Origin of the sequence: Micromonospora sp. NPDC049044 (genome assembly GCF_040649215.1) — a bacterium.
Taxonomy (GTDB): Bacteria; Actinomycetota; Actinomycetes; order Mycobacteriales; family Micromonosporaceae; genus Micromonospora.
Genome location: NZ_JBEZFA010000004.1, coordinates 210,838 through 223,740 on the forward strand (window position 1 = coordinate 210,838; position 12,903 = coordinate 223,740).

Consider the following 12,903-nt stretch of genomic DNA (forward strand, 5'->3'; position numbering starts at 1 on the left):
GTGGAACTCATCACCCTCCAGGATGTGCCGCTCGGCCGGCTGCTGGTGGTGGCCGGGCACCTCGTTGGGCAGCGGTGGAACCGCTACCTCGCCGAGGAGCACGGCCTCACCCAGGCCGGCATGATCACCCTGATGACGCTCGCCCGACACGGCGAGCTGCCCCATCGCCAGGTCGCCGAGAAGGGGTTCGTCCGCCCGGCGACCCTGACCGGCATCGTCGACACACTCGAACGCGACGGTCTGGTCGAGCGGCAGCGCGACGACAGCGACCGGCGCAGCATCCGACTCGCCATCACCCCCGCCGGGCGGGAGCGGGTAGCCGCGCTCGGCGCCCTCATGCACACCGGACGCCCACTCACCTCGGTCGACGCCGACCCGGCGAAGGCCCAGGTGATCCGGGAGTTCCTACTCGAGGTCATCGGCAGCGGAGACGACCCGCGGATGACCGGACGACCCACCGACGCGGAGGAACCGTCGTGCTGATCCAACTGTTGCGCGGCCAACTGCGCCCGTACTCCAGACCGCTGTTGGCGGTGGTGCTGCTCCAGTTCGTGGGCACCATGGCCTCGCTCTACCTGCCCAGCCTCAACGCCGACATCATCGACAAGGGCGTGGCGCGGGGCGACACCGACTACATCGTGCACACCGGCGGCTGGATGCTGCTTGTCAGTCTGATCCAGATCATCTGCTCGATCGCCGCGGTCTACCTCGGCGCGCGGATCGCGATGGGCTTCGGTCGGGACGTCCGGGCCACGTTGTTCGGGCACATCAACCGTTTCTCCGCCCGCGAGGTGGCCCGGTTCGGGGCACCCTCGTTGATCACACGGAACACCAACGATGTGCAACAGGTGCAGATGCTCGTCCTGATGAGCTGCACCATGCTGGTCGCCGCGCCGATCATGAGCGTCGGTGGCGTGGTGATGGCGCTGCGCGAGGACGTCGGGCTCTCCTGGCTGATGCTGGTGAGCGTGCCGGTCCTGGCCGTCGCGCTGAGCGCCATCATCCGCCGGATGGTGCCGGGCTTCCGGTTGATGCAGACCCGGATCGACACCGTCAACCGGGTGCTGCGCGAGCAGATCACCGGCATCCGGGTCGTCCGTGCCTTCGTCCGGGAGCCGTACGAGACGGACCGCTTCGGTGTCGCCAACGCCGACCTGACCGCCACCGCCCTGCGGACCGGACGACTGATGGCGTTGATCTTCCCGGTGGTCATGTTGGTGCTGAACGTGTCGAGCGTGGCGGTGCTCTGGTTCGGCGCCCAGCGGGTCGACTCGGGTGCGATCGAGATCGGCGCGCTCACCGCGTTCCTGGCGTACCTGATGCAGATCCTGATGGCCGTGATGATGGCCACGTTCATGCTGATGATGGTGCCCCGGGCCGCGGTCTGCGCCGAGCGGATCGTCGAGGTGCTGGACACCGAGTCCTCGGTGGTCCCCGCCGCCGCGCCGGTCAGCGAGCTGACCACCCGGGCCGAGTTGGAGCTGCGCGGGGTGCGCTTCCAGTACCCGGGCGCGGTCGAACCGGTGCTGCGCGACATCTCCTTCCGGGCCACCCCGGGCACCACCACGGCGATCATCGGCAGCACCGGCGCCGGCAAGACGACACTGCTGTCGCTGATCCCCCGCCTGGTCGACGTCACAGCGGGCGCGGTGCTTGTCGACGGGGTGGACGTGCGGCAGTTGGCGCCGGACGAGTTGTGGCGGCGGATCGGCCTGGTGCCGCAGCGGCCGTACCTGTTCACCGGAACTGTCGCCAGCAACCTGCGCTACGGCAATCCGGACGCCACCGACGAGGAGCTGTGGGCGGCACTGGAGATCGCCCAGGCCCGGGACTTCGTGGCCCAGATGCCCGGCGGCCTGGAGGCACCGATCGCCCAGGGCGGCACCACCGTCTCCGGTGGACAACGGCAACGCCTGGCCATCGCCCGGGCGCTGGTCCGGCAGCCGGAGATCTACCTCTTCGACGACTCGTTCTCGGCGCTCGACCTGGGCACCGACGCGCGGCTGAGAGCCGCTCTGCGGCCGGTCACCGCGCAGTCCGCGGTGGTGATCGTGGCCCAGCGGGTCTCCACGATCATCGACGCCGACCAGATCGTCGTGCTTGAGAACGGAGGGGTCGTCGGCGTGGGACGACACGCGGAGTTGTTGGAGTCCTGCCCGACGTACGCCGAGATCGTGGCGTCCCAGCAGACCACGGAGGTGGCGGCGTGAGCGAGCGCGACGAGCCGCGCACTGCGGCCGTACCCAGTCAGAAGCCCAGCGGGGAGACCGGGCCGCAACCCGGCGGCGACGCGGCGACGCCGAAGCGGCTGCCGGCCGGCCGGCCGGGCGGCGGTCCAGCCTGGATGAGTGCCGGGATGCCCGCCGAGAAGTCGATGAATTTCGGGCCCTCGGCCCGGCGGTTGCTCGGCCGGCTGCGTTCGCACCGGCTGCACCTGGCCGCGATCATCACCCTGGCCCTGGTCAGCGTCGGTTTCAGCGTGGCCGGTCCGAAGATCCTCGGCCACGCCACAGACATCATCTTCAGTGGCGTGATCGGTCGGCGACTGGAGGCGGGCACCACCGCCGAGCAGGCCGTCGCCGCAGCCCGGGCCAGCGGCAACGACAGCTTCGCCGACATGCTGGCCCGGATGGACGTGGTGCCCGGGATGGGCATCGACTTCGACGCCCTGGGCCGGGTACTGCTGCTGGCGCTCGGGCTCTATCTGGCCGCGAGCGTGCTGTCCTGGTGGCAGGGTTGGCTGCTCAACGGGGTGGTCCAGCGCACCGTGCTGCGGCTGCGCGCCGAGGTGGAGGAGAAGCTCAACCGGCTACCGCTGCCCTACTTCGACAGGCAGCCCCGAGGCGAGCTGCTCAGCCGGGTCACCAATGACATCGACAACATCTCGACGAGCCTCCAGCAGACCCTCAGCCAGCTGCTCACCTCGCTGCTGACGGTCATCGGCGTGCTGGCCGTGATGTTCTGGATCTCGCCGCTGCTGGCCCTGGTGGCGCTGATCGCGGTGCCGCTGTCGGTGCTCGTCACCCAGCGCATCGCGAAGCGGTCACAGAAACAGTTCGTGGCCCAGTGGACGCACACCGGCGCGTTGAACGGTCAGATCGAGGAGGCGTACACCGGTCACGAGCTGGTGAAGGTCTTCGGCCGGCAGCGTGAGGTGGAGGCCGCGTTCCACGCGAAGAACGAGGAGTTGTTCCGGGCGAGCTTCGGGGCGCAGTTCATCTCCGGGATCATCATGCCGTCGATGATGTTCATCGGAAACCTGAGCTACGTGGCGATCGCCGTGGTCGGTGGGCTGCGGGTCGCCTCCGGCACGATGAGCCTCGGTGACGTACAGGCGTTCATCCAGTACTCCCGCCAGTTCACCCAGCCGCTCACCCAGCTCGCCTCGATGGCCAACCTGCTCCAGTCCGGGGTGGCGTCGGCCGAGCGGGTCTTCGCGGTGCTCGACGCCGACGAGCAGACCCCCGACCCGGTCGCGCCGGCCCGGGTCACCGACCCGCACGGGCGGGTCGAGTTCGAGCACGTCTCGTTCCGCTACGAGCCGGACAAGCCGCTGATCGACGACCTGTCGCTGGTCGCCGAGCCGGGGCACACGGTGGCGATCGTCGGCCCGACCGGTGCCGGCAAGACCACACTTGTCAACCTGGTCATGCGCTTCTACGAGCTGGACGCCGGCCGGATCACGCTCGACGGGGTGGACATCACAGCGATGCGCCGCGACGACCTGCGGGGCCGGATCGGCATGGTGCTCCAGGACACCTGGCTCTTCGGCGGCACCATCCGCGACAACATCGCCTACGGGCGGCCGGATGCCACCGAGGAGGAGATCCTCGCCGCGGCCCGGGCCACCTTCGTGGACCGGTTCGTGCGTAGCCTGCCGGACGGCTACGACACGGTGATCGACGAGGAGGGCAGCAACGTCAGCGCCGGCGAGAAGCAGCTCATCACCATCGCCCGCGCGTTCCTCGCCGAACCGTCACTGCTGATCCTCGACGAGGCCACCAGCTCGGTGGACACCCGCACCGAGGTGCTGCTGCAACGGGCGATGGCCGCGCTGCGTTCCGACCGGACCAGCTTCGTCATCGCGCACCGGCTCTCCACCATTCGGGACGCCGACCTGATCCTGATGATGGAGAACGGCCGGATCGTCGAGCAGGGCACCCACGAGCAGTTGCTCGCGGCGCACGGCGCGTACCACCGGCTCTACCGCTCCCAGTTCACCGGCGCGGTGGCCGACGAGGAACCGGCCGACCCCGCCGCCCAGCCGGCGACGGTCTGAGAACGGGTCGCCGCCGTGCGCGCCAAACGACCGGCGGCGACCCACCCCGGCTCAGCGAGGGAGTCAGCCCACCGGGAGCAGCTCGGTGGCCCGGGCGGCGACCTGCCCGCCGATCAGGGCCAGCGCCGCGGCGGCGGGCATCGGGTCCAGGGCCCGGCCGCCGCGCAGGCGCAGCGCGAGGAGGCCGTCGGCCGCCTCCCGGGCACCCACCACCCCGAGGTACGGGACGCGGCGGCGGGCCGCGTCCCGGATCCGGGCACCCAGCGAGCCGGTGGCGTCCACCTCGACCCGCAGGCCGGCGTCGACGGCTCGGCGGGCCAGGTCGGCCGCCGCGTCGGCCTGCCCGTCGTCGACCGGCAGCAGGACCAGTTGGACCGGCGCGTACCAGGCCGGGAAGGCGCCCTCGTGCACCTCGATCAGGTACGCGAAGAGCCGCTCCATGCTGCCGACCAGGCTGCGGTGCACCATGACCGGGCGACGCCGGCTGCCGTCCGAGGCGGTGTACGACAGGTCGAACCGTTCCGGCTTGTCGAAGTCGAGCTGGATGGTGGAGATGGTCGACTCCCGACCGGCCGCGTCGACGATCTGAATGTCGATCTTCGGGCCGTAGAAGGCGGCCTCACCGGGTGCCTCGACATACTCCACCCCGGCCAGCGCGCCCCGGAGCAGCTCCTGGGCGTGGGCCCACTGCGCGTCGTCGCCTACGTACTTCTCTCCCGGCCCGCGCAACGAGAGGCGGAAGCCGGCCGGGCGGACGCCGAGCGCGGCGTGCGCGGCGCGGATCAGCCCGAGGATCTCGACGACCTCCGCGCCGACCTGCTCGGGGGCGCAGAAGGTGTGCGCGTCGTTGAGCGAGATGGCCCGCACCCGGGACAGCCCGCCGAGCACCCCGGAACGCTCCGAGCGGTACATCCCGCCCAGCTCCGCGATCCGCAGCGGCAGCTCGCGGTAGGAGCGGCCCCGGGCGCGAAAGACCAGGGCGTGGTGCGGGCAGAGCGCCGGCCGGAGCACGAACTCGTCGTCGGCGCTCAGCCGCATCGGCGGAAACATGTCGTCGGCGAAGTAGCCGAGGTGCCCGGAGAGTTCGAAGAGTTCCCGCTTACCCAGTGGGGGCGAGTAGACGTGCTGGTGGCCGGAGCGGCGCTCCAACTCCCGGACGTACTCCTCGACGGCGTGCCGGGCGGCGGCGCCGGCGGGCAGCCAGATCGGCAGGCCGGCACCGGCCAGCGGGTCGGAGACGAAGAGGTCCAGCTCGCGGCCGAGCCTGCGGTGGTCGATCATGTCGGGCTCCTGGATCGGGTACGACCCGGAGGCGACCTGGTCTCCGAACGGCGCGCGGCCCTCGGGGGCGGATCGCCCCGGGGCCTGGTCGACTGTGGTTACGTCAGAGCGGCACGCCGGGGATTCCCGGCGTCGTGGTCACCACTACCGCGCTGCGCATACGGCGACCGTACTCGCGGGGCAGCCGGGGACGCACCCGGATTTGCGGCGGCGAGCAGAGAGATGGGCCGCCGGCGCGGGACCCGCCGGCGGCCCTCGCGGCCCGAATCGTCAGGAACGGGGGACCCGACGGGCATGGGCCGCGCGCGTCAACGGTACGCCGACGTACGCCGATCCGCCGACCGGTACCGGACGGGTGGGACAGGCGGTGAACCCGTCACCCGGGATCGGTTCGACTCGTTGTGCCTGGGTGGCCCCTGTCGTGTCGACCGTCACGACGGGCCGGGCCTGTTCTCGGTGACGCCGGACACGCCGTCAGGCTCAAGACACCCAATCGGCCGCATCCGGCGAGGTGGCAGGCGTGCCCGAACTACTCACTGACGTCGCATCGCCGACGTGGGCGTACCTGGTGCTGCTCGCCCTACTGGTCGCGGACGCCTTCGTACCGGTGATCCCCACCCAGATCGTCATGATCACCAGCGGCGCGCTCACCGTCTACGGCGGGCTCAACCTGCCCGTCACCATCGCCGTCGGCGCACTCGGCGTCTTCGTCGGCGACCTGGCCTGCTACCTGCTCGGACGGCTCGCACCGGACCGGCGGTCGCCCCGGCACGCCGAGCTGAGCCGGGCCCGCCGGATGGCGAGCCGGGTCACCCAGGGGCTCCGACAACCCGGACCGCTTGTCATCCTGCTCTGCCGGTTCGTGCCCGGCGGCCGGATGGCGGCCTGCTTCTCGGCCGGCCGCAGCCGTTACCCGTACCGGTTGTTCGTGCTCTACGAGGCAGTCGCCGCGCTGGGCTGGGCCAGCTACGGCGCGTTTGTCGGGCACCTCGGCGGCACCGCGCTCACCGAGTCGGCGTGGCGACTGGCCATCATCGCCACCGCCGCGGCGGCCGGCTTCGCCGCGGCAGGCTGGGCCATGACGCTGGTCAGCGCCCGGCACGCCCGCGCCGCCGCCGCAGCCAACATCCCGATCGACTGAGCTGACCCCACCGCAGGGCGTCGTCCGGACGGAGCGGAACCGACGGCGGTAAAGTCGGGCGACATCGGCAGCTGTCATTGCCAGGATGGCCGGTATGGACGAGGTTGAAGTCGTCGTCGCCCACCGCCAGCGGGCGACGCTGCGCGTCGGCGACGTGTTCCTGAAGGTCGACGGCGACCCCGCGCACGCCGACGTGGAGGTACGGGCGATGGCGATGGCGCCGGTACCGACCCCGGCGATCCGCTGGCACCAGCCGCCCGTGCTCGCCATCGCCGCCGTGCCGGGCACCGCGCTCGGCCTGCTCGGCGAACCGTCGTCCGCGTCGCCGGCGGCCTGGGCCGCGGCGGGTGCCACCATCCGGCGGCTGCACGACGCGCCGCTGCCGCCGTGGCCGGGGCGCCGGCTCGACGACGCGGCGGCGGAGCTGGACAGCGAGTGCGCGTGGCTGCTCGCCAACGCCGTGCTGCCGGTCGAGGTGATCCGGCGTAACCGCGAGATCGCCGAGGCCGCGCTCCGGCCGTGGAGACCGGTGTTCATCCACGGCGACCTGCAGATCACCCACGTGTTCGTGGACGGCGACGAGGTGACCGGCGTCATCGACTGGTCCGAAGCCGCCCCCGGCGACGCCATGTTCGACCTCGCCATCCTGACGCTCGGGCACGAGGAACGCCTGGACGACCTGCTCGCCGGGTACGGGCCCGACGCGGACCGGGAGGTGATCCGCGCCTGGTGGTCACTGCGCAGCCTGGTGGCGTCACGCTGGCTGATCGAACACGGCTTCGATCCGGACGCGCCGGGATGCGAATTCGACGTGCTCAGATCCCGGATGCGGGACCCCTAGGGTCCGCCGGGTGCGCTGATCACGTGGAACTCCGGGCCCGACCGCTCGGGTCGTCCCCGCCCGAACCGACTGACTAGGGGTGGTCCCGGGGTCCGAATTCGGTGGCCGTCCCGGATTCGGCTCGGGCGCCCCCGGCGACAGGCTGAGGCATGCCCGGAACCCGGAACACCGGTGTGCTGGCCCTCGGCGGAATCGCCCTGGCGGCGCTGCTCACCGTGATCGGCCACCTCGAAGTGAACGACGACCTCAACCCGTGGGCGCTGACCGTCAGCGACTTCGCCGTCTCCGACCGGGGCGGCGTCATCGACATCGCCATGGTGGTGCTGGCGCTCGCCACTGTGGCGCTGCTGTACGGGCTACGTCGCACCGGCCCACCACGGCCCGGTCGGCCGGTCGAGGTGCTGCTCGGGGGGTGGGTGGCCGGGCTGCTGCTGGCCGCGGTGGTGCCGACGAACGAGCCGGGCACCGCCATGACCACCGCCGCGTACGTGCACCGGTACGCCTCGGTGGTCGCCTTCCTCGCCCTGCCGGCGGCCGGTTGGCTGCTCGCCCGGCGACCCGACCTGGCCCCCGCTGCCCGGACGCTACGCACCCTGGTCCTCCTGAGCCTGACCCTCGCGGCGGCGATGATCTGGTCCGCCTACCCCGGTGACCGTCTGCTGATCGGCCTGGCCGAACGCCTCCTCATCCTCACCGAGGTGGCGGTGCTGGCGACCGTAGCCCTGACCCAAACCCGGTCAGCCACCGCTCACGCCGTCGATCATGGAGTTGTGGTGCCCCACAAAAGGGGCGTGACGACGTGAACCGCCCACCACAAGTCCATGATCGACGAGTGGGGGTGGGTTACTCCAGCTCGTGGAGCATTAGCTGGCGGGCCGCTTCGGTGATCGAACCGGACAGGCTCGGGTAGATGGTGATGGTCTGGGCCAGCTCGTTGACGGTGAGGTTGTTCTCCACCGCCATGGTGATGGGCAGGATCAGCTCGCTGGCCTTCGGGGCGACCACCACCCCGCCGATCACCTGGCCGCTCGCCGGACGGCAGAACAACTTCACGAAACCGTCGGCGAGATCGTCCATCTTCGCCCGGGCGTTGCCGGAGAGCGGCAGCATCACCTGCCGGGCCGGCACCTTGCCCGCGTCCACCTCGTCCTGCGAGACACCCACGGTGGCCAGCTCCGGGTCGGTGAAGACGTTCGCCGCGACGGTACGCAGCCGCAGCGGGCGCACCGCCTCGCCGAGCGCGTGCCACATGGCGATCCGGCCCTGCATCGCGGCGACACTCGCCAACAGCAGCACACCCGTGCAGTCGCCGGCGGCGTAGATGCCTGGCACGTTGGTCCGGGAGACCCGGTCGACAGTCACGTAGCCGCCCCGGCCCAGCTCGACCCCGTACTCGGCCAGGCCCAGGTTGGCAGTGTTCGGGACCGATCCGACAGTGATCAGCGCGTGCGAGCCGGTGACCTTCCGGCCGTCGGAGAGCTCCACCTCGACGCCGTCGGCGGTACGCCGGACCGCGTCGGCCCGGGAGTTGTTGAGGATCTCCATGCCCCGGTTGCGGAACACCCGCTCGATGGCGGACGCGGCATCGGCGTCCTCGTGCGGCATCACCCGGTCCCGGCTGGACACCAGGGTGACCTGGACCCCCATCGCCAGGTACGCGCTGGCGAACTCCGCGCCGGTGACCCCGGAGCCGACCACGATCAGGTGCTCGGGCAGCTCCGGCAGGTCGTACACCTGGCGCCAGGTCAGGATGCGCTCACCGTCCGGTACGGCGGTGGGCAGCTGGCGGGGTGTCGAACCGGTGGCCACCAGCACTGTGGTCGCGGCGATGGAGTATTCCTCGCCGCCGTCCGCGGGGGTCACGACGACCAGGTGGGTGTGCCCGAGGGCGTCCTCGCCGAGCCGGGCGGTGCCGGCCACGAAGGTGACCCCGGCCTTGAGCAGCTTGGCGTGGATGTCGGCGGACTGCGCCAACGCCAGTCGCTTGACCCGCTCGTGCACGGCCCGCGCGTCGACGGTGACCGCCTCCAGGCCGTCCGAGTGCACTCCGAACTCCTCGGTGTCCCGGTAACCGGTGACCACCCCGGAGCTGGCGATGAAGGTCTTCGACGGTACGCAGTCGGAGAGCACACAGGCCCCGCCGGCGCCGTCGGCCTCCACCACTGTGACATCGGCGTCCAACTGGGCGGCGACAAGCGCCGCCTCGTACCCGGCCGGCCCCCCACCGATGATCACGATCCGGCTCACAGCGTTTGCCCTTCGTCAGTGCTCACAGTGACTTTGTTCTCCCGAGCGCATCCGACACGCACCGTCGTATTCTCCCCCACCCGTCGACCGGGCTATCGTCATCGCCGTGCGTCATCACGCCGCCTACGGCTCAAATCTCGACCCTGCCCGGATGCGTGCCTACTGTCCGCATTCGCCGATGGTGGGCACCGGCTGGCTGGAAGGCTGGCGGCTGACCTTCGCCGGGGCGGACGTGATCGGCTGGGAGGGCGCGGTGAGCACCCTTGTCGAGTCGCCGGGTGACCGGGTCTTCGTGGCCCTCTACGACATCCACCCGTACGACGCGGGCCAGCTCGACGAGATCGAGGGGGTGACCGCCGGCACCTACCGCAAGCTGCACGTTCGGGTCTCCACCCTCGACGGCGACGTGACCGCGTGGATCTACGTCTTCAACGGGTACGAGGGTGGCCTGCCGACGTCGTGGTATCTGTCCGAGATCGCGAGCGCCGCCGAGAAGGCGGGCGCCCCGGACGACTACGTCACCGAGCTGCGGTCCCGCCCCACCGGCACCGCGTCGGCGTAGCAGCGCGTATCGCACCCCGCCAGTCTGCTACCACCGCCGACCGGAGCGCGGATCGGGTGCGCCGGGGGTCGTCAATCACACACCGGCGGCGAGCTCGGCCCGGGTGCGGTGCAGCAACTCGACAAGCTCGGCCCCGGCAGCCGGGCCGAGGGCCGTGAACGCCGGGGCGACGAGACGATTGGTCACCGCCTCCGCCCAGAGGCGCCGGCGCACCAACGGCCCGACCGGCGGGTAGGGCGGCGGCCAGCCGCAGGCCACCGCCCCGGCCTCGCCCTCGGGCCCGGCCAGCACGGCCTCCAGCGGGGTCATCCCGGCGGCGCGTACCGCCAGCAGGTAGGCACCTGTGAAGTGTTCGCGCAGCAGTCGCAGCCCGGCGGCGCTGCGGGCCCCGGCGGAGAGATCCGGCAGCGGCATGGCCCGCCACGCGGCGAAGAGCGGCATCGCGCTGGCGTCCGCAGCCACCACGGCCCGCTCGACGAGGACCGCCAGGCGTTCGGTGGCGGGCCGGGCGTCGAGCTGCTGCGCGCCCCACCGGCAGCACTCGGCGAGGCTCGCCGCCGCCACCTCGATCGGTGGGACGACCCGGGCGGCGGCGTCCCACCCGTCGGCGACCGCGTCCGGGGCGATGAACCCGAGCGCCGCGGCGGCCGTCTCGGCCCGCACGTCGCCGAGCGCACCCGCCCGGCCACTTATGTAGAACGCCCAGCCGGAGATGCCGAGCAGCCGGGCCCGCCGCAGGGTGGCCGGGTCCCTGGTGAACGCGTCGCCGAGGTCGAGCACGACCGGCTTACTTGCGGCGGCGACCTGCTCCGGCGTCATCCGGGCGGCCCGCTCGGGCAGGCCGGTCCGGCGTCCACGACAAGACCCCGGCCCGCGCACTCGTCGTCGTCCATCGATTGTCAGTCTGCCGCGCCACCGCCCGTGTCCGCATTCCCCTCTTCGGCCGCCAACGCCTCGACCGCCGCCTCAACCTCGCCGGCGCGCCGCCGAGCCACGGTTACCGCACGCTCGGCGGCACGCCGAGCGAGCTTGGCCCGGCTGAGATCCTGCTCGGCGACCGCCCGCCGCCGCTCCAGCTCGGCCAGTTCAGCCTCGATCGCATCGAGTACGGCAGCATCGTCGCGCTCCCGTCCGGCCGCCTCGGTCAGCTCGGCCGCCGCGCGCTGCTCGTCGGTCCGGGCCTTGGCCAACTCCCGATCCAGGGCGCGGCGCTGCCGGGCCCGCTCGGCCCGGGCGGCCCGCTGTGCGGCCTGCTCGGCGCGTTCCGCGGCCCGATCCGGGCGGGGCACCGGCTCGGGACGCCCTCGCTGGGTGTCCGGTCGGCGGGCCGGACGTTCCTCGTCGGGCTCCTCGTCGTCGCCGGTGACCAACCTCAGCTGCGGCCGGGGCACCTCGCCGAAGCCGGCGTAGCTGGCCGCCCGGAGCAGGCGGCCCGCCCGGACCTGCTCGGCGACCTCGACGTCGGAGAACGCCGCGTTCAGTGTCGACTCCACCTCGGCCAGGGGCAGCCGACCGGCCGGTGGCGCGTCCGGCTCGGCCGCCGCGAGCTTGCGGACCTCGGCGACCAGGGCGCCGACCACCGCCCGGCGCTGCGCCGACAACTCCCGCAGTCGGGGCCCGCGCAGCTCCCGCTGGGCCGTCCGCAGGGCGTCGGCGAGCTGGACCAGGTCGGCGACCAGCTCCGGACGTTGGATGGCGAGCAGGTTCACCAGCCAGGCCGCCACCGTCGGGCGACGCAGCCGGGCCAACTGTCGGGCGGTGCCCGGATCGCCGGCACTGCGGGCGTCGGCCACTGCGGCGTCCCGGGCGGCCACGAACCGGTCCGGTGGGATGCGGTAGAGCTGCTGCACCAGCTCCGCTGGGGGGCCGGGCATCAGGTCAGACGTCGATCCGGCTACCGGGCTCCAGCCGCTGGTAGTCGGTGCCGGACATCGCGGCGTACTGCCGGTTCAGCACGCCCAGACCGTTGTCGTTGAGCAGGGCGTCGTGCAGGGCGTACGCCCGCCGGGGCGCGACCGCGCGGATGAAGTCGAGCACCTCGGAGAACTTCGACCAGGGGGCGTGGATCGGTGCGAAGAGCGTGTCGACGGGTGTCTCGTCCGGCACCACCAGGGAGTCGCCGGGGTGAAAGACCACGTCGTTGATCAGGTAGCCGAGGTTGTCCACCACCGGGATGTCGGGGTGGATCACCGCGTGTTTCCCGCCGTACGCCCGGACGGCGACACCGGCTGCGGTGAACGACTCACCGGGGGCGACCGGGTGCAGCACCTCGGCCGCGTCGCCAAGGGTCTCGGCGAGCGAGGCGGGACCGTGGATCGGCAGCGGCTGCTTGTCGAGGCGCTGGCGCACCGCCGCCAGGTCGAGGTGGTCGGGGTGCTGGTGGGTGATGAGCACCGCGTCCGCGCCGGCCAACGCCGTCGCGGAGTCGCTGAACACACCGGGGTCGACGACGAGCACTCCCCCGTCGTGTTCCACCCGCAGGCAGGAGTGGGCGTATTTGGTGAGCCGCATCGTGACTCCTCAATTATCGAATCGTGACGTCCTCAGCGCAG

The 12,903-nt window shown here is 71.9% G+C and carries 12 protein-coding genes; 7 read left to right on the top strand and 5 right to left on the bottom strand.

Going from position 1 to position 12,903, the window contains the following annotated elements; all coding sequences use genetic code 11:
- The 3 genes from AB0B85_RS05000 to AB0B85_RS05010 all read left to right on the top strand — a co-directional run bounded on the left by AB0B85_RS05000 (window position 1) and on the right by AB0B85_RS05010 (window position 4,279).
- The gene (locus tag AB0B85_RS05000; RefSeq protein WP_357403681.1) at window positions 1-483 is read left to right on the top strand and encodes a MarR family transcriptional regulator; all 483 of its coding nucleotides are present in this window, start codon (window positions 1-3) and stop codon (window positions 481-483) included.
- Window positions 477-2,210, top strand: coding sequence for an ABC transporter ATP-binding protein (locus AB0B85_RS05005; RefSeq protein WP_357403683.1), 1,734 nt, complete (start codon window positions 477-479; stop codon window positions 2,208-2,210). Before AB0B85_RS05000 ends, AB0B85_RS05005 begins: the two co-directional genes overlap by 7 nt.
- Before the next feature lie 146 nt (window positions 2,211-2,356).
- Window positions 2,357-4,279, top strand: a complete 1,923-nt coding sequence (locus tag AB0B85_RS05010; protein ID WP_357403761.1) for an ABC transporter ATP-binding protein — start codon at window positions 2,357-2,359, stop codon at window positions 4,277-4,279.
- A gap of 63 nt (window positions 4,280-4,342) precedes the next feature.
- Here AB0B85_RS05010 and thrS read toward each other — a convergent pair whose 3' ends face one another.
- Window positions 4,343-5,560, bottom strand: coding sequence for a threonine--tRNA ligase (gene thrS, locus AB0B85_RS05015; RefSeq protein ID WP_357403685.1), 1,218 nt, complete (start codon window positions 5,558-5,560; stop codon window positions 4,343-4,345).
- Between the two features lie 520 nt (window positions 5,561-6,080).
- Between thrS and AB0B85_RS05020 the strand changes: the two genes are divergently transcribed.
- The 3 genes from AB0B85_RS05020 to AB0B85_RS05030 all read left to right on the top strand — a co-directional run bounded on the left by AB0B85_RS05020 (window position 6,081) and on the right by AB0B85_RS05030 (window position 8,345).
- Window positions 6,081-6,701, top strand: a complete 621-nt coding sequence (locus AB0B85_RS05020) for a DedA family protein (RefSeq protein ID WP_357403687.1) — start codon at window positions 6,081-6,083, stop codon at window positions 6,699-6,701.
- Between the two features lie 94 nt (window positions 6,702-6,795).
- Window positions 6,796-7,542 carry a phosphotransferase gene (locus tag AB0B85_RS05025; RefSeq protein WP_357403689.1) on the top strand — a complete coding sequence of 249 codons (747 nt, stop codon included), beginning with the start codon at window positions 6,796-6,798 and terminating at the stop codon, window positions 7,540-7,542.
- A gap of 149 nt (window positions 7,543-7,691) precedes the next feature.
- Complete coding sequence (locus AB0B85_RS05030; RefSeq protein ID WP_357403691.1) at window positions 7,692-8,345, top strand: DUF998 domain-containing protein; 654 nt, start codon at window positions 7,692-7,694, stop codon at window positions 8,343-8,345.
- Between the two features lie 40 nt (window positions 8,346-8,385).
- Here AB0B85_RS05030 and AB0B85_RS05035 read toward each other — a convergent pair whose 3' ends face one another.
- Window positions 8,386-9,789, bottom strand: coding sequence for an NAD(P)H-quinone dehydrogenase (locus AB0B85_RS05035; RefSeq protein WP_357403693.1), 1,404 nt, complete (start codon window positions 9,787-9,789; stop codon window positions 8,386-8,388).
- A gap of 106 nt (window positions 9,790-9,895) precedes the next feature.
- On the opposite strand from AB0B85_RS05035, the gene AB0B85_RS05040 reads away from it, so the two are divergent.
- Window positions 9,896-10,351, top strand: coding sequence for a gamma-glutamylcyclotransferase (locus AB0B85_RS05040; protein WP_357403695.1), 456 nt, complete (start codon window positions 9,896-9,898; stop codon window positions 10,349-10,351).
- A gap of 75 nt (window positions 10,352-10,426) precedes the next feature.
- Here AB0B85_RS05040 and AB0B85_RS05045 read toward each other — a convergent pair whose 3' ends face one another.
- The 3 genes from AB0B85_RS05045 to AB0B85_RS05055 form a co-directional block, all read right to left on the bottom strand.
- Window positions 10,427-11,170 carry a hypothetical protein gene (locus AB0B85_RS05045; protein WP_357403697.1) on the bottom strand — a complete coding sequence of 248 codons (744 nt, stop codon included), beginning with the start codon at window positions 11,168-11,170 and terminating at the stop codon, window positions 10,427-10,429.
- A gap of 80 nt (window positions 11,171-11,250) precedes the next feature.
- Window positions 11,251-12,225, bottom strand: a complete 975-nt coding sequence (locus tag AB0B85_RS05050) for a hypothetical protein (protein WP_357403699.1) — start codon at window positions 12,223-12,225, stop codon at window positions 11,251-11,253.
- 4 nt (window positions 12,226-12,229) lie between these two features.
- On the bottom strand, window positions 12,230-12,862 hold the full coding sequence (locus AB0B85_RS05055; RefSeq protein WP_357403701.1) for an MBL fold metallo-hydrolase: 633 nt from the start codon (window positions 12,860-12,862) through the stop codon (window positions 12,230-12,232).
- Between the last annotated feature and the right edge of the window lie 41 nt (window positions 12,863-12,903).